The following is a 16,357-nucleotide window of genomic DNA, read 5'->3' as shown; positions in this document are numbered from 1 at the left end:
TGGGCCCCGGCACCGGTCTCCCCCCACCGCTCCCACCGGCCTCACAGCAGGGCGGCGGCCTCCTCGACGGACAGGCCGCCGCCCTCCGCGTGTGCGGCGTCGTACTCCGCGTCGCCGAGCACGGCGCGCGCGGTGGCCTCCACCCGGGCGCTGACCTCACGTTCCAGCACGTTGGGATGGTGGCCCTGCGGCAGCAGCGCCCAGGCGGCGCCGAGCAGCAGCGCCGCGTTGCGGGCCTGTGCGCCGCCTTCGACGTGCGCGTGGCCGAACGCTCCGATCGCCAGCTGTATCGACATCATCTGCGGCGCGATCAACCGGGCCAGCGGATCGAGGGCCTTCTGGATCGCCTGGCGGGTCCGTTCCAGGCCCTCCGCGTACCGCCCGTCCGCCATGTCGAGCCAGGCCTCGATACTGGCGACGAAGCCATCGAAGACCGCGAATCCGGCCGCGGGGAAACCCTCCCGCATCAACCGGATGTGCTCGCGTGCCTCCGGGACCCGGCCGGTGCGGCTGAGCAGCAGCGCGAGGAAGAGGCGGCCGGCCGGTATCGCCTCGTTGCCGCTGCTGTGCCGGTGCGTCTCGAGGACCGTACGCAGCATCGTCTCGCCCCGCGCCTCCTCGCCCAGCTCGACCAGCGCGCTCGCCAGCCGCACCGTGAGCACGGCCACCTGGGAGTGGGCGCCGAGCCGCTCGGTGTGCGCCATCGCCGCACGGTAGTCGTCCGCGGCACCGGCGAAGTCGCCCCTGCGCTCCCGGGCCTCCGCGCGCGCCGACAGCGCCTCGGCCATCCCCCAGGAGTCGCCGAGCGAGGTGAAGATGGTCAGCGACTCGTCGGCGTCCCGGTTCGCGTCGCCCGCCAGGTCACTGCGGTTGGCCAGCAGATTGGCCCGCATCTGGAGGGCCATGGCCAGCTCCCAGCGCAGGTCGAGGGTGCGGCAGGTGCGGATGTTCGCCTCGAGTATCTCGGTGAGGGTGGAGAACTCGCCGGTGAGGATCACCGCGAAGAACCACAGGCTCCCCGGCACGCTGCACGTCTGGGGCAGTCCCGGCCGGTAGACCTGGGTGATGGCACGTAGCTTCTGCTGCGCCTCGGGGGTCTGCCAGCGGCCTATCTCCATGTCCATGCAGGCCAGATGGACCAGATGGGCGCCGCGCCGGGCCTCTTCCAGCAGCTCGGGGCGCATCGGGGGCGGGGCGGCCGTGCACCGCTCGTGCAGTGCGGGCGCGGGCGTGAGCGGCTCGGCGAACGGGTCGGGGCCCAGCTCGGCCACGGCCAGCGACCAGGTGCGCGCCTCGTGCCGCAGGTCGTGTATCTGCCAGTACCAGCAGAGCGACAGCACCAGGCAGAGCGCCTCCTGCTCGTCGCCTGCGGCGATGGCGCACCGCAGGGCGGTGCGCAGGTTCTCGTAGTCGGCGGTGAGGGCGGCGATCGCAGCCAGCTGCCCGGGGCCGCGCAGATCCGCGTCGGTGGTACGGGCGAGCTCGCGGTAGTGGACGAGGTGCGCGCGTTCGGCTGCGGTGCGGTCGCCGGCCTCGTCGAGCCGTTCCGCGGCGTATTCGGCGACCGTCTCCAGCAGCCGGTAGCGCATCCGGCCGTCCTCGGCGGGGGCGGCGACGACCAGCGACTTGTCGACAAGGGAACCCAACGCGTCGAGTGCGTCGGGCCCGCAGACCGCCTCGGCGGCGGCCAGGTCACAGCCGCCGGCGAACACCGCCAGGCGGCGCAGCACCGCACGCTCGGAGGCGTCCAGCAGCTCCCACGACCAGTCGACCACGGCACGCAGCGTCTGCTGACGCGGCAGCACGGTGCGGGCACCGCTGGTCAGCAGCCGGAAACGGTCGTCGAGGCGGTCCGCGATCTGCCGCGGCGTCAGCAGCCTGAGCCGGGCCGCCGCCAGCTCGATCGCGAGCGGCAGGCCGTCCAGGCGGCGGCAGATCTCGGCCACCGCCTCCGGGTCGTCGGCGCTGCGGAACCCGGGCCGGGCCGCCGCGCCACGCTCGTCCAGCAGCCGCATCGCGACCGGCTCCGGCAACGGCTCCACGGGATACAGCACCTCGCCCGGCACGCCGAGCGGTTCCCGGCTGGTGGCCAGCACGGTCAGCCGCGGGCAGCGCTCCAGCAGCTGCGCCGCGAGCCGGGCGGCGCTGTCCACGACGTGCTCGCAGTTGTCGAGCAGCAGCACCATGCGGCGCGGTGCGCAGTACTCGGTGAGCCGGACCAGCGGATCGTCGCCGTGCCGGTCGGCGGCGGCGCGCAGCTCCTCCGCCCCGGCACCGCGCAGCACGGTCTCACGGGCGCCGAGCGCGGTGACCACGGCCTCCGACACGGCCTTGGGGTCGTCGGGGTCGTCCACGGGCGCCAGTTCGGCCAGCCAGACACCGTCCGGCATGGCGTCCGCCATCCCCTCCGCGGCCTCCTGCGACAGCCGCGTCTTACCGGACCCGCCGGGGCCGAGCAGCGTGACCAGGCGGCTTCTGCCCAGCTCCCGCCGGATGGCCACGATGTCCTGCTCCCGTCCGACGAAGGAGGTGAGCCGGGCGCGGAGGTTGCCGGGGGGCGGCGCGGCGAGACCAGCGAGGTTCGGGGGTGGGACTGCGGCGGTGTTCCGGGGGGTGGGTGGGGGCTCGTGGGTTGTGGTGGGCGGGGGCTCACCGTCTGTCGTGGGTGCGGGGAGTTCCGTGTCGGTGGTGGGTGCGGGGGGCGCGTGGGGCGCGGAGTTCGGTGGGGCGGCCTCGGCGTGTGTCGTGTGTGCCGGTGCGTTCAGCGTGCCGGTGCGGGGGGCGCCGGGGGCGTGGTCTGGTGCGGGAGCGGGATACGTGGCAGGCGTGGCGCCTGGGGCCTGGGCGGGGTCCGGGGGCGGCTCGGGGTGGCTCTGGCGCTCGAAGTGGCTCTGCCGCGCGGGGTGGCTGGGGTGGCCGTTGGCCTGACCTGGGTGGCTTCCGGATCGGCCAGCCATGCCGCGCTGACCGGGCTGACCGGGCCGGACGGGCTCGCCGCTGTCAGGGGTCAGCAGTGCGGCGTGCAGGGCGCGGAGTTCGGGTCCGGGGTCGGTGCCCAGGCGTGACGCCAGGGCACGCCGGATGTCCTCGTAAGCGGCCAGCGCCTCGGCCGAGCGGCCCGCGTCACGCAGGGCGCGCAGCCGCAGCACCTGCAACGGCTCTTCGAACGGGTGCGCGTCACACAGCGCGGTCAGTTCCGGCAGCGCCTGCTCCGCCTGGCCCAGCGCCAGGGCCGCTTCCAGACGCCCCCGGCGCACGTCGTGGCGGCGGGTCTCCCAGCGGGCCGCCTCCGCGCCCCGGTCCGGCAGGTCGGCCAGGGCGGGGCCGTGCCACAGGGCGAGCGCGTCGTCCAGTACGCCCGCCGCCTTCTGCGCATCACCGTCGGCCAGCGCCCGCGCGCCCTCGGTGGCCATCCGCTCGAAACGGAAGGCGTCCACGTCGTCGAGGGTCGCGCACAGCCGGTAACCGCCCTCTTCGGAGGCCAGCGCAGACGCGCCGATCGCCCTGCGCAACCGCCCCACCAGGGCCTGCAACGCGCCCATCGCGTCGGCCGGAGGCTCGACTCCCCACACCTCGTCGACCAGCACGGATGCGGGGACGGTGCGGCCCGGACGGAGGGCCAGCACCGTGAGCAGGGCGCGCAGCCTCGCTCCGCCGACCGGGACGAGGGTGCCGTCGGGGCGAAATGCCTGGGTGGTGCCGAGAATGCGGTAGCGCACCGGCCTATTGTCGCCGGTACGCCCGGCAGTGTGGCCAGTGGCTCTCAACCGGGACCCCGGGCGTGTCGCGGGACCGCGGAGAACTGCCGCGACCTGCCACCGGGTGGCGGCCGGGTGTACGGCTCACCAGGTCGGTGGGGCCGGGCCGGGGTCGTGCGATCGGTGATCGTCCCGTCGGTGATCGCGCGATCAGCGATCAGCGATCAGCGAGGGGTGTGCACGGCGTCGTTCAAACGTCGCTTCATCGTTTGTTCAGGGGCCATGACCTGAACAGTCCGCTCCTCCGTCGGCTCTACGGTCCGCTTCCAGGGCCTCGGCCCGGTGCGTCAGGTCGGCCGCCACGTGGTCCCAGTCCGGGCCGTGCATCCACAGGCTCTGGGCCGCCTCGCGCAGCAGCGCCGGCTCGTCCGGCTGCTGCAAGAGCACCAGCCGGTAGGCCAGGTTCCGCACCCACACCGGCAGCCGGCCGTCCACCAGGTGCGGGCAGAGCTCCCGCAGCATGGCCAAGATCGCATCCGCACCGGCGAACGTCAGCTCTTCGACGAAGAGGTATTCCCGATGCTCGAGCCCGCACTCCGGCGTCGGGCGATACTCGTCCCCGAAGAGACACCGGGCATGCTCCACCAGGGTGCTGTGCATGCCCGGAGCCTACGGCGCGCCGACGGCCTCGCCGGGCCGCTTGCGCCGTGGGCCACACGAGGCCCGGATGCGGAACCGTTGGCGGCGTGCGGAACGTTCCGCATACGGTGTGGGCGATTCGGGAGCCCGTACCGTCCCGGCCCGTTTCCCGCGCCGTCCCGTCCCTGGAGTCTCCTCATGACCACCGCCACCACCCGCCGCCCGGGCGAGCGGAGGATCAGCGCCGTCTTCCTCGGCATCGTCGCCGTGATGGCCGTGGCGGGCTGGGCCGCCTGGACCGGTGCCGGCGGCTCCGGCGGCGCCGGTTTCGCCGTCTTCGTGTTCGTGACGGCCGCCTGGGTCGTCTCCCTGTGCCTGCACGAGTACGCGCACGCCCGCACCGCCCTGCACAGCGGCGACACCTCCGTCGGCGCCAAGGGGTACCTCACGCTCAACCCGGTGCGGTACACCCACGCGGTGCTCAGCATCGTGCTGCCGGTGCTCTTCGTGATCATGGGCGGCATCGGGTTGCCCGGCGGTGCGGTCTTCATCGAGCGGGGTCGGATCCGGGGCCGCTGGCGCCACAGCCTGATATCGGCCGCAGGGCCGCTGACGAACGTGCTGTTCGCGGGCGTCTGCACCGCGCCGTTCTGGTTGCACGCGCTGGACGGCGTTCCCGCGACGTTCCGGTACGCCCTCGCGTTCCTCGCGATGCTCCAGGTGACCGCCGCGATCCTGAACCTGCTGCCCGTGCCGGGGCTGGACGGCTACGGCATCCTGGAGCCCTGGCTGTCGCAGGGGGTCCGGCGCCAGGTGGAGCCCTTCGCGCCGTTCGGTCTTCTCGCGGTCTTCGCCGTGCTGTTGCTTTCCCCGGTGAACTCGGCCTTCTTCGACGCGATCGAGGCCGTGCTGCGGGCGCTGGACGTGCAGGGGTGGGAGCCATGGGTGGGCCAGGACCTGTATCGGTTCTGGCAGGGCTCGACCGTGCTGCCGTCCTGGGGCTGAGTCGTGATGGTTGCCGGCGTGAGTGGCGGCCGGCGTCGATGGTGGGGTGACCCCTGTCCGGGGTGTTGAGGTGTCCCCTTGTCCCTGGGGCGCCGAAGGGCCGCGTTCGGTGGGGTGGTGGGTCGGTGCCGTGGGGGTATGTACGTGCTCGGCCGGCGCGATGATCGTGGACCGTGAGTTCACCGGCACTCAGCGGCGGTCCTGCGCGCGCACATACCCCCACAACACCTTCCCTCTCGATCGCGGCTCTCCACCGGTGGGTCCTCTTCCTTCCTCCATCCCTGCGGGATGTCGAGTGGATGGAGCCTCGCTTCTGTGCCGCCGGGCGCGCGGTGGGAGCGTTCCCAGAAGTGGCGGGCGCACTGTACGCAGAATCGATTAGTCGGGGCGAGCCTCGCTGATGGTTCCGTCCGGAGTGTTCGCCCGTTCGCGGCGTTCGCCTGCCGGGATGGCGGGCGGTCCCGCGGAGCGTCGGCCGCCGAGTGTTGGGTGATATGCGGGGTTTTCTACGGGTTCGTTGGGGGCGCACGCCGGTCGCCCGGGTTGCGTCAGTGCGGCGCCGGTCGCCACCGATGCCTCCCGAAGCGGCGGTCCAGGCGTTGATCCGGGAGCGGTGGGGCAGTTGGGTGGGAGCGGAACGTGTCGGTCCTGTGAGGAGTTCGTCGTGATACACGTCATGGTCATTCACGAGATGGACATCATGCGGGAGGCCCTGGTGGCTCTCCTGCGGGCGGAGCAGATGCTCGCCGTGCCCGTGCTCGCCGGTGGCCGGCACGCTCCGGCGGACCTCCGGGACGCGGGATGGGGCGGCAGTGCGTCGCCCGCGTCCGTCTGGGTGGCCGACGAGAACTGTCTGGACAGCCTGCCGACGCTGCCGGGCGCACCGTGTACGCACACCGGGGTCGACCTCCCCGGTAGCCCCCTTCCGGCCCTGCTGGTGCTCCTCGGGCCGCGCCGCCCCGGGCGCCTGCGACGGGCCCTGGACGCAGGAGCCCTCGGCTACGTCGACAAGTACGGAGCGCCGAAACGATTAGTCACGGGGATCCGCACCGTCGCCTCAGGCGAGCGATTCGTTGATGAATCGCTCGCCTTTGACTTTCTCCAGGCGAGCCAGATGCCGCTGACGCCCCGGGAGTTGAACGTTCTGTCGCTGGCCGCCGAGGGCGCGCCGATCCGCGACATCGCCGGCACCCTGCACCTGGCCTGCGGCACGGTGCGCAACTACCTGGCCTCCGCCATCCGCAAGGTCGGCGCGCGCAATCGGCTGGATGCCGTGCGCATCTCCCGTCTGGCCGGCTGGCTCTAGGGCGGCTGGGCGCCTGCCTCCTTCTCAGGTGCCGACGGTCGTGTTGTCGTGCGGGGCATTCGGCTCGTCCGCCGCCCAGCACCCCGTCATCTCGCGGTAGGCCGCGGAATCGCGCAGTAGCTCGTCGTGGGTGCCGAGTGCGGAGCGTGCGCCGTCGAGGACCAGGACCCGGTCCGCCCTGCGGGCAGACGACAGCCGGTGCGCGACGACGATCAGCGTGCCGGGGCGCGCGGCGAACGCGGTCTCGGCGAGCGCCTCGGCCGCCGGGTCCAGGTGGCACGTCGCCTCGTCGAGCAGGGCGAGGGGGGCCGGGGACAGGTAGGCGCGGCACAGGGCCAGCAACTGGCGCTGCCCCTGCGACAGTGCCGCCGGGTCGCAGACGGCGTCCGGGCCGCCCAGGGCGTCCAGCAGCGGGCCCGCCCCCAGCAGGTCCGCCACCCGTGCCAGCCGGTCGGCCGAGGCCGCCGGGTCGAGCAGGCGCAGGTTCTCCGCGACGGTGCCCGTGAACACGTACGCCTCCTGCGGGATGAGCACCCTCAACGGCGCCAGTTCACCTGCGCCGCGGCCCGCCACCGGCACACCGTCGAGCCACACGGCACCGCGGTCGGGCGTGCGCAGGCCGGACAGCACGCCGGTGAGCGTCGACTTGCCGACGCCGCTCGGGCCCACCACGGCGAGGTGTTCGCCCTCCTCCACGACCAGGTCGAGCCCGTCCAGCACCGGGGGCGCTGCGGCACCGTAGCGCAGGCTCACCCCGGCGGCCCGCACGGCCGGCGGCCGGCCATGCCCGGCCAGCGGGAGCAGGGGGCGCGGCCCGGCGGCCGGCGGCAGTGGTGAGGACGCGACCTTCGTGGGGGGCGGCCCGGCCTCCGTGGCACGGTCGAAGCGCTCCAGCACCACCAGCAGGCGGGCGCCCGCCGTGGCCAGCGCGGTCATCAACGTGTGCAGGGCCGGCAGCAGCGACTGCACGAGGAAGGTGAAGGCGCCCGCCAGCGCGCCGGCCGTGACACCGTGCCGCAGCAGCCACGGCGCCATGATCAGGAGCGTCACCACCGGCAACTGCCCGGCGGCGCCCAGGGTCAGCGCCCGCACCGCCGCCCAGCGTGCCAGCGTCCGGCTCGCCCGCTCGGCGGTGTCGATCTCCGCTCCGGCGCGCTCCCCCACCACCGGTGCGGCCCCGCAGGCGGTCACGTCGCGCAGGCCCGCCGCGGCGGCCCCGGCCCGGTCGGCCAGGGCCTCGCCGGCGTCGAGGAAGGCGCGTTGCGCCCGGGCCGTGGGGCGGAGTGCGGCGGTGAAGAGGGCGAGCCCCACGAGGAGCGGGGGCAGCACCGGGAGCAGCAGGACGGGTGCGAGCGCGAGCAGGCCGGCGAGCGCCCCCGCCAGGTGGAACACGAACGACCGTGCCGTCAGCACCAGTCCGGCGAACCCGTCGCGGACGAGTTCCGTCTGCTGGGTGAGCCGGGAGACCGCCGTGAGGTCCACCCGGCCGGGGTCGGCCACGGCCCGCTCCAGGGCGCCGGACACCGCGCGGCGCACCAACACGTCACGCAGCGGCTCCACCAACGCCGCCAGCTGCGCGAACACTCCGCGCTGCACCGGTCCGACGGTCAGCGCGGCCGCCGCGGCGACGGCGAGCCACCCGAGGCCCGGCGCGGTGCGGTCGGCGAGGAAACCGTCGTCGAGGGCGCGGGCCAGGCAGTAACCGGTCAGGAAGGTCTGTACCGACTCCACCAGGGACCACGCGGCCAGGGCCAGCACCGCCCGCCGGTGACCGACCAGGAAACGCAGGCCACGCCGGAACGTACGGCGTCCCGGTCGGGCCGTGCGCACGGCCGCCACGGTGGCGGTCACCGGTCACGCCCCGGCACGGGCACGGCGCTGCCGACCGGTGCGGTGCCGCCCGGTGGGGTGTTGTCGGGTGGCGGGGCGGTGGGATTCCGGGGCCGCGTGGTGCGGGGGTCCCGGGTCGTGCGCGTGGCCCGGACGGTGCCGTCGCCCGTCTCCGTTCCGGGATCCTGCGCCGTGCGGCTACTCGGCGGGGTGTCCTCGTCCGGGCCGGGCGTGCCAGGGTGCAGCTGCGCCGTGGCGTGGTTCTGGTCCGGTGGCCGGAACACGGCGCGGTACTCGGGGTGGTGGTGCAGCTGCGCGTGCGGGCCCACCGCGCGGATGCGGCCGTCCTCCAGCCAGACCACCAGGTCGGCGCGGGCCGCGGTGGTCAGGCGGTGGGCGATCACCACGCGCGTGCGGGCCCGCACGGCGTGCGTCAGGGCCTGCTGCACACGTTGCTCGGTGACGGTGTCCAGGCTGGACGTGGCGTCGTCCAGGATCAGTAGGCGGTCGGCCTGCGCGAACGCCCGGGCCAGGCCCAGGCGTTGCAGCTCGCCGCCGGACAGCGGCACGGCGTCGGGCGGCGTGTCGTACCCCTGTGGCAGCAGCCGCACGAACGGCTCCGCGCTCGCCGCGCGTGCCGCCTCGCGCACCTGCGCGGAGGGCTCGCCGGCCGTGGCCGAACCGGGTGTGAGCGCGGAGGCGAGGGTGTCGCCGAAGAGGGATGGCCGCGCGAAGGCGTAGGCCACCGCGCGCCGCAGCGGTTCGCGCGCCACGTCCGGCAGCGGCACGCCGTCGAGCAGGACGCGTCCGCGGGTGGGGTCGGCCAGCCGGCCCATGACGGCAGCCAGCGTCGACTTGCCGGCTCCCGAGCGGCCCACGACGGCCACCATGGTGCCGCCGGGCACGTGCAGGTCGACGTCGTGCAGCACCGTCCGGCCGTTCCGGGCGACGCACACGCCTGCCAGGTCGAGGGTGCCGTCGCCGTCCGGGGGCAGGTCGCGCCCGCCGTGCGCGAGTTCGGGCAGGGCGAGCAGTTCGGTGAGCCGGCCGGCCGCGGCACGGGCGCGCACCAGCGCGCCGAGCGGCTCCGCGACGGTGCCGAGCCCGGCGGCCAGTGCCGCGTACCGGGAGGCGGCCAGCAGATCGCCGACGCTGATCTGCCCGGCCGCCAGGCGCAGCCCGCCGACGGCCAGCACCAGGGTGGTCAGCAGCGGCAGGAGGACGCCGCTGCGCGCCATGGCGCGGCCGTGTACCCGCCACATCCGGTTGCCCGCCACGCCCAGCCGTGGCAGCGGCGCGAGGACGCGTTCCCGTTCCTGTGCGGTCAGGCCCGCGGCGGCGATGGTGCGGGCCCCCGTCAGCGCCTCGGCGAGCCGGGACGCCAGCTCGGACTGGATCAGCTGGTAGCGCGTGACGCTGTCGGAGGAGCCGCGGGCGAAGGCGCGCAACACCAGTACGAGCAGGGGCAGTCCGGCGCCGAAGGCGACCCCGGTCCACGGGTCGATCAGGTAGAGGGCCACGACGGCGCCCACGGGCAGCGGCAGCGCGGCCACGAACCCGGCGGCGGCCGCGGGCGTGTTGCCCGCCTCGGTGGCGTTCGCGGTGAGCCGGACCGCGACGTCGCCGGGTGTGAGATGCGCGGCGGCGTGCGGCGGCGCGGCGAGCAGTCGGGGCAGCGCGAGATGGCGCAGCCGGGCGGTCGAACGTGCGGAGAGGCCGCCGGTGAGCCGGGCCGATACGGCGTTCAGCACGATCTCGGCGGTGAGCAGCGCCGCGCACACGGCCAGCGGCCGGCCGGCGGCGCCGTGGTGCAGCAGCACGTCAAGGGCGTGTCCGAGCACGGCGGGCCCGGCCAGCGCCGCGCCGGCCGACGCCAGCATGCAGCCCAGGACCACCGCGGTGCTCGGTGCGGTCATCCGGACCAGGCGCGTCAGGAGACGCCGCTCGGTGACGGTCGCCGCTGGCGATTCCGGTGCGGCGGGGACGGCGGGCGTCGCGGACTCGGCGGGAGCGGCGGTCCGGGCGAGGGCGACGGGCGTGGCCGGTCCGCGGGTGGGCGCCATGGGGAACGAAAACCTCCTGGGGGCGGTCGGACGAGTCCATCGGCTGGGCTGCCGCCACGGCGCCCGGCCGCCCGTGGCGCGGCGGCACCGGCAGGCGTGATGCGCCGAGGTCCCGGACGGCAGCGCCGTCCGGGACCTTCACTCCCGACCGTGGTGGGTCCCCGGGGTGGCGGGGCTCTCGCGCGCCGCGACCCCGGGGATGCTCACGAGCGTGTGCGTCAGAGGCAGAGCAGCGCGCTCACGGCGCTGTCGCACAGCAGCAGGCTGGCGTAGCTGCCGACCGGGCCACCACCGCCGCCGTTGTGGCCGGCCTCGCCGTCGAACTCTTCCTTCTCGGTCTCCATCGCCTGCATCTCAAACAGGTTCATGTGTCTTCCTCTCATCTCCGGGGACTGTGGTGCTCTGTTTCGACCCCCTGGCGGGGGCCGGCTCATGGGGCCGCGGGAGCGGCGGGAGGAACGGCAGCTGCGCCGGACGGTCGTCACGGGCCGCGGCGAGTGCCAGGAGGCAGCCGGCGGTACCGGTCTCCAGGTCCATGGACAGCCGCATCATCTGCTCGCCCGGGAAGGCCAGGTGGCCCTGGTAGGTCATGGCGTGCCAGGCGAGGGCGTCGATCTGCCGGTCGAGGTCACCTGCGGGCAGGGCGGGGCCGCGGTAGGTGGTGCGGCTGAGGTACAGCACCATTCCCGCGGCGCCCCGCATCAGGCCGGGCTGCGCGTAGAAGGAGGAACGTGCCGCGGCGAGGATGCCCGGGCGCGCCGCGCGCATCCGCTCGTCGTCGCGGTGCACGAGGTAGTCGTCCAGCACCATGCCGATGCCGACGCTGCCGCCGCCGAGGTACGGCATGGCCCGCCAGCCCTCGTCGACCTGGAGGGTGCCGCCCGCGCTGGTCGTACACCGGTCCAGGTCGCGGTGGAGCGCTCGGGCCGCCAGGTCCAGCAGGCCGGTGTCGCCGGTGCGCTCGTGCAGCCGGATGAAGAGCAGGGCCAGGCCCGTCGCGCCGTACAGCAGCCCGGCCCGCCGCAGCGGCTCGCCGGTGCCGTGCAGCGCGTCGGCGGCCAGCTCGGCGCAGCGCAGCGCGGTGTCGGTGAAGCCCGGCTCGCCGCAGGACGTGCCGAGCGTGTCGAGGGCCAGGCCGAGCCCGGCGAGCCCGCCGTGCAGATGGGCCGGGAGCAGCTGCCAGGGTTCGTCGGTGATCCGTGCGGCGGTCCGCACCGCTTCCTCGGTGTGGCCGAGCCGGTGCAGTGTCCAGGCCACGCCTGCAAGGCCGTCGTAGAAGCCGAGAGGGGTGCCGGAGCCGGGGTCGTGCACGGCCCGCAGCAGCCATTCCTCGCCCCCGGGATGGTTCCCCGCACCGCTCTCGGCGAGCGCGTGGAGCACGCCGGCGGCGCCGTGGCCGAAGGACGCCCCGCCGAGGGTCTGCGTGAACTGGCGGACGTCACCCGGGAAGCAGCGGTCCGTGCGGTGCGGTGTGGCGGAGGCGCGCACGGCGCAGGCCATGGAGGCCCGGCTGCGCGGCCAGTCACCGGGCCGTGCGGGTAAGTACCCGGTCAGGCGGCGCGGGCCGGCGCCGGCGACCGGGTCGCGCTGGATCTCGGCGACCGCCTCGTCCAGGAAGGCGCGGTCGACGGGGAAGCGGTCCGCCACCACGTCGGCCAGGTGGGCCGCCTTGCCGCGGTCGATCGCGAGCAGGCTCGTCAGCGGCAGGAACAGCGCGAGCCGCAGGCACGCCAGGGCGTACCGGTCGATGTCGAAGCCGCGCCGGTCGGGTGGCGCGACGAAGGCGGGGTGGGCGACCACCTGGCGGCCCGACTCCGCGATGTCGTAGGCGGCTTCGAAGTCCAGCAGGGTGACCGACGACTCGTCCTCGGAGACCATGATGTTGAACAGGTGCAGGTCGGTGAAGACCATGCCCCGCCCGTGCACCGCCTGCATCGCCTCTTCCACCAGGCCGTGGATGCGCAGCGCCCACCGGGTGTACTCGGCGAGGCGCTCCGGGGTGGGGTCGGCCTCGATCAGCGGGTGCTTGCGCGCGAAGAAGGTGTTCAGCGGCTTGCCCGGCACGTGGTCCATCACCAGGAAGTGATGCTCACCGCGGACGAAGTGGTCCCGCACCTCGGGGGTGCAGGGCAGGCCGGACAGCCGTTCCAGCGCGCGCCGCTCGCGGTGCAGGCGGGTGACCGCGTCGGCGCCGTCCGCCGCGAGACCCGCGTGCGGCCGGGCCTCCTTCAGCACCACCGTGTCACCGGTCCGCTCGTCGCGGGCCACGTAGACGCCGCCGCCGTTGGAGAAGTGCAGCGCACGGTGCACCGTGTACGGCAGGTCGGCGAGGGTGACCGCGTTGCGGGCCGCCAGGTGCGGCTGGAGGAACTCCGGGAGCTCCACCCAGTCGGGCAGCCGGAACGTCGGCCCCCTGAGGTCCGGCACCAGGCGTCCCTCGGGGTCCTCGACGGCCGGCACCAGCTCGCCGTGGGCGTCGTAGCAGTCGCGGCGGGCGAAGCTGCCGTACCGCAGGTGCACGGGGCCGCGTCCCCATCGCAGGTCGCTGAGGATGTACGGGCCGGGCTCTCCGGCCAGCAGCTCGTCCAGTTCACGTGCGACCGTGTGGCACTGCGTTGCGTCGGCCGGGTAGACGGTGGCGAACTTCCCGCTTCCCGCCCGGTCCGCGTACTTGGCGTTGCGGTGCAGCAGCAGGTACGGGCTCGGCACGAACTTGAAGGCGATACCGCGCGGCACGCAGTACGCCACCAGCCGGTTCAGGACGGCCTCGGCGTTGTCGAGACAGGCCGAGACGTGGATCTTCCAGCCCTGGGTCGGCAGCTGGTGGTCGGCCGGCCGCAGTGCGCACCAGTCCCCGACGGTGTGCTGCACCCATCCCGGCGGCACGGGTGCCAGGGCCGCCGGGTACTGCCGTGCCAGCCTCGCGCTCCGGTCCGAGCGTCGGTGCGGTGCGTCGTAGAAGTGCGCGTCAGCATCGCAGTAGACGGCGTAGCCCTTGTTCACCCCAGCTCCCTCGGTCGGCGACGGGGTCAAAGCTGTCACGCGGGACGAAGGCCCGGACAGTCGCCGATGTCACCTGCCGGACGTGCAGAACGCACGGGTAGCAGAGGGGTTCCGCACCCCGGCGGACTTGACGTGGCACCCTTCACTCCATCACCCTTTCACTAATTGATTAGTGAAAGGGTGATGGAGTGATCCGGTACCGGATCGACCGGGGGTCCGGCGTAGCCACCTACGTGCAGATCGTCCAGCAGACGAAGCAGGCCCTGCGGCTGGGCCTGCTCGAGCCGGGCGACCGGCTGCCCACCGCTCGCGAGGTCGTCGAGGCAACCGCCGTCAACCCGAACACCGTGCTCAAGGCCTACCGCGAGCTGGAGCGCGAGGGCCTGGTGGAGGGACGGCGCGGCCTCGGCACCTTCGTGCAGAAGTCGCTGGGGACGGCCGCAGCGGCCCCGTCACCGCTCGTCGACGAGCTGGCCGGCTGGATGAGACGAGCCCGTGCGGGAGGCCTCGGCCGCGAGGACGTCGCCGCGCTGGTCAGCTCCGTTCTGGAGCAGGAGTTCACCGAGAAAGAACAGGGAGAGCAATGAGCAGGGAATCAGGTGCGTTCGAGGCGCGCGGGCTCGTGATGCGCTACGGGCGCCGTCGCGCTCCGGTCCTGCGGGACTGTTCCTTCCGGCTGCCCGCCGGTCGGATCTGCGCGCTGGTCGGCCCGAACGGCGCCGGCAAGTCCACGCTGCTGTCACTGGCGGCGGGGACGCTCCGCCCCACGCAGGGGACGTTACGGGTGCTCGGGACGAGCCCGGACCAGGCTCGGGCGCGGATCGGCTACGTGGCGCAGACGCGTCCCTTGTATCCGCAGCTCACCGTGGCGGCCACGCTCCGCCTCGGCGCCGAGCTCAACCCGGGGCGCTGGGACCAGGAGGCCGCGGAACGCGCCGCGTACGGCGGCGCCCTGGATCCCCGCGCCAGGATCCGCACCCTCTCCGGTGGCCAGCGCACCCGGGTCGCCCTCGCGCTGGCCCTCGGCAAACGGGCCGAACTGCTGCTGCTGGACGAGCCGATGGCGGACCTGGACCCGGTCGCCCGGCACCAGTTGATGGGCGCCCTGCTGGCCGCCGCCGTCGAGCACGGCAGCACCGTCGTGATGTCCTCCCACGTCCTCGCCGAACTGGGGAACGTCTGCGACTACCTGCTGCTGCTCGCCGGCGGCCGGATCAGGCTCGCCGGGGAGAGCGAGGACGTACGGACCGCGCACGCCCGTCTCACCGGCGCGTCGCCCGACTTCGCGCCGCACACCGTCGTGGAGTCCGCCGCAAACGGTCGCGGCCACACCGCACTGGTGCGCCCGCAGGGGGCGGTCGACGCGGCCTCGTGGCTGGTCGAGCAGCCCGCCCTGGAGGAGCTGATCCTGGCCCATCTGCGCAACCCCGACACCCCCGCCCTGTTCACGCAGAGCGCCTCGCCCGCACCGAGCCAGGAGGCCGTCGCATGACCACGCTCTCGCACGCCGCGCAGCACGGCCTGACCCGGGCGGTGCTACGGCTGCACCGGGTGCCGCTGTGGGTCTGGGCGGTGCTCGTCGCCGCCGGCGCCGGCAGGCTGGTCTGGCTCCATGAGTTCGAGCACCAGCCGGCTCCACACAGCGCCCGCTGCGGTGGCGCGGAGATGCTGCCCTGCTTCGCGGGCATGCACTACGAAGGCCTTGAACTCGGGGCAGCCGAGCTCGTCGCCTGGCTGCCCTGCGCCATCGCCGCCTGCGCGGGCGCCGTGCTGATCGGCCGGGAACTGGAGCACGGCACCGCCACCCTGGCGTGGACCCAGTCCGTGTCCCCGACCCGCTGGCTCGCCACGAAACTGGCCGTCCCGGCGGCGGCGCTCCTCGGGGGCACGGCGGCGCTGACCCTGCTGTTCCGGTGGGTGTGGGTGTCCGGTCCCGACAACTTCACCAACCGGTGGAACAGCGAGTACCTGCACGCCGCCGGAACGGTCGGCCCGGCGTACGTCCTGCTCGCGCTGGCGCTCGGTGCGCTGGCGGCGCTGCTCACCCGGCGCGCCCTCCCCGCGACGGGCCTGGCGCTGGTCGGCATCGCTCTCGCCTACCACCTGGGCGACCGGTTCCGCTCCTCGCTCTGGCCGGCGAGCGAGGTGCGGGGCCCCTGGACCTCCGCGCTCAACCACGTCGATCAGATCGAGTTCGGGATGATCCTGAAGTCCGGGGCGCACGCCAGCGGTCTCGACTGCACCGACCAGGCCAGGCCCGGCAACCTCAGCACATGCCTGTCGCATCACGGGGCGGTCGACTTCTACGCGAAGATCCACCCGGCCTCGCACTACTGGCCGATCCAACTGGTCGAGACCGGCATCGTCCTGGCCCTGACCGCCGCCGCGGTGACCGCCGCGTTCTGGGCGCTGCGCCGCAGGCTGCCCTGACCACCTGCCCTGACCACCTGCTCTGGGCGCAGGCTGCCGTGCCGTGGCCGCGCCCGGAGTTCGGTGGATCAGACCGTCCTGGTCTCCGTCCTGGTCTCGCCCCTGCGTTCCGCCCTGGCACGGCGGACGTAGTACCAGCTCATGTTGGACGAGAGGCCGGCCAGCAGGACCCAGACGATGCCGAGCCAGCTGCCCTGGACGAAGGAGACCACGGCCGCGGCGACGGCCAGCACGCAGACGGCGAGGGTGTAGAGGGCGAGGCGGGGCATGAGGGGCTGGCTCCTGTCCGGTGCGTCGGATGACGGGGATGTCCGCACGTACCCGCCCAGTGTCCCCCATGCTGCGCGCACGGTGCCCCGCCCCCTGTGCGCCGCGCCCCGGTC

12 protein-coding genes are annotated in these 16,357 nt (G+C 74.1%); 5 read left to right on the top strand and 7 right to left on the bottom strand.

Annotation, left to right across the window (positions count from 1 at the left end):
- Positions 1-41: 41 nt before the first annotated feature.
- Complete coding sequence (locus tag NQO67_RS17275; protein WP_255950894.1) at positions 42-3,719, bottom strand: AfsR/SARP family transcriptional regulator; 3,678 nt, start codon at positions 3,717-3,719, stop codon at positions 42-44.
- Positions 3,720-3,971: 252 nt separating this feature from the next.
- Positions 3,972-4,358, bottom strand: coding sequence for a hypothetical protein (locus NQO67_RS17270; RefSeq protein WP_255950893.1), 387 nt, complete (start codon positions 4,356-4,358; stop codon positions 3,972-3,974).
- A 177-nt stretch (positions 4,359-4,535) separates the two neighbouring features.
- Here NQO67_RS17270 and NQO67_RS17265 point away from each other — a divergent pair, with 177 nt between their 5' ends.
- Both NQO67_RS17265 and NQO67_RS17260 read left to right on the top strand, forming a co-directional pair.
- Positions 4,536-5,342 (top strand): site-2 protease family protein, encoded by an 807-nt coding sequence (locus tag NQO67_RS17265; protein ID WP_255950892.1) that lies wholly within the window; start codon positions 4,536-4,538, stop codon positions 5,340-5,342.
- A gap of 664 nt (positions 5,343-6,006) precedes the next feature.
- On the top strand, positions 6,007-6,648 hold the full coding sequence (locus NQO67_RS17260; RefSeq protein WP_308295670.1) for a response regulator transcription factor: 642 nt from the start codon (positions 6,007-6,009) through the stop codon (positions 6,646-6,648).
- A 24-nt stretch (positions 6,649-6,672) separates the two neighbouring features.
- Here the strand turns inward: NQO67_RS17260 and NQO67_RS17255 are convergent, their stop codons facing one another.
- The 4 genes from NQO67_RS17255 to lanKC form a co-directional block, all read right to left on the bottom strand.
- Positions 6,673-8,478: an ATP-binding cassette domain-containing protein gene (locus tag NQO67_RS17255; RefSeq protein ID WP_255950891.1), complete on the bottom strand. Its 1,806-nt coding sequence runs from the start codon at positions 8,476-8,478 to the stop codon at positions 6,673-6,675.
- A gap of 17 nt (positions 8,479-8,495) precedes the next feature.
- Positions 8,496-10,541, bottom strand: a complete 2,046-nt coding sequence (locus NQO67_RS17250; RefSeq protein WP_255950890.1) for an ABC transporter ATP-binding protein — start codon at positions 10,539-10,541, stop codon at positions 8,496-8,498.
- Between the two features lie 218 nt (positions 10,542-10,759).
- The gene (locus tag NQO67_RS17245) at positions 10,760-10,909 is read right to left on the bottom strand and encodes a SapB/AmfS family lanthipeptide (RefSeq protein ID WP_255950889.1); all 150 of its coding nucleotides are present in this window, start codon (positions 10,907-10,909) and stop codon (positions 10,760-10,762) included.
- Entirely contained in the window at positions 10,896-13,544 is a 2,649-nt protein-coding gene (lanKC, locus tag NQO67_RS17240) for a class III lanthionine synthetase LanKC (protein WP_255950888.1), read from the bottom strand. Before lanKC ends, NQO67_RS17245 begins: the two co-directional genes overlap by 14 nt.
- Positions 13,545-13,732: 188 nt before the next feature.
- Between lanKC and NQO67_RS17235 the strand changes: the two genes are divergently transcribed.
- The 3 genes from NQO67_RS17235 to NQO67_RS17225 are packed head-to-tail and all read left to right on the top strand — an operon-like array spanning position 13,733 to position 15,974.
- Complete coding sequence (locus tag NQO67_RS17235; protein WP_255950887.1) at positions 13,733-14,131, top strand: GntR family transcriptional regulator; 399 nt, start codon at positions 13,733-13,735, stop codon at positions 14,129-14,131.
- Complete coding sequence (locus tag NQO67_RS17230) at positions 14,128-15,036, top strand: ABC transporter ATP-binding protein (RefSeq protein WP_255950886.1); 909 nt, start codon at positions 14,128-14,130, stop codon at positions 15,034-15,036. Before NQO67_RS17235 ends, NQO67_RS17230 begins: the two co-directional genes overlap by 4 nt.
- Positions 15,033-15,974, top strand: a complete 942-nt coding sequence (locus NQO67_RS17225; protein WP_255950885.1) for an ABC-2 membrane transporter-related protein — start codon at positions 15,033-15,035, stop codon at positions 15,972-15,974. Before NQO67_RS17230 ends, NQO67_RS17225 begins: the two co-directional genes overlap by 4 nt.
- A gap of 68 nt (positions 15,975-16,042) precedes the next feature.
- On the opposite strand, the gene NQO67_RS17220 is transcribed toward NQO67_RS17225, so the two are convergent.
- Entirely contained in the window at positions 16,043-16,243 is a 201-nt protein-coding gene (locus NQO67_RS17220; RefSeq protein ID WP_255950884.1) for a hypothetical protein, read from the bottom strand.
- Positions 16,244-16,357: the final 114 nt, after the last annotated feature.

This window comes from Streptomyces odontomachi, from assembly GCF_024435355.1.
Lineage (GTDB): Bacteria > Actinomycetota > Actinomycetes > Streptomycetales > Streptomycetaceae > Streptomyces > Streptomyces odontomachi.
This window is presented reverse-complemented; position numbering and strand designations above follow the sequence as displayed.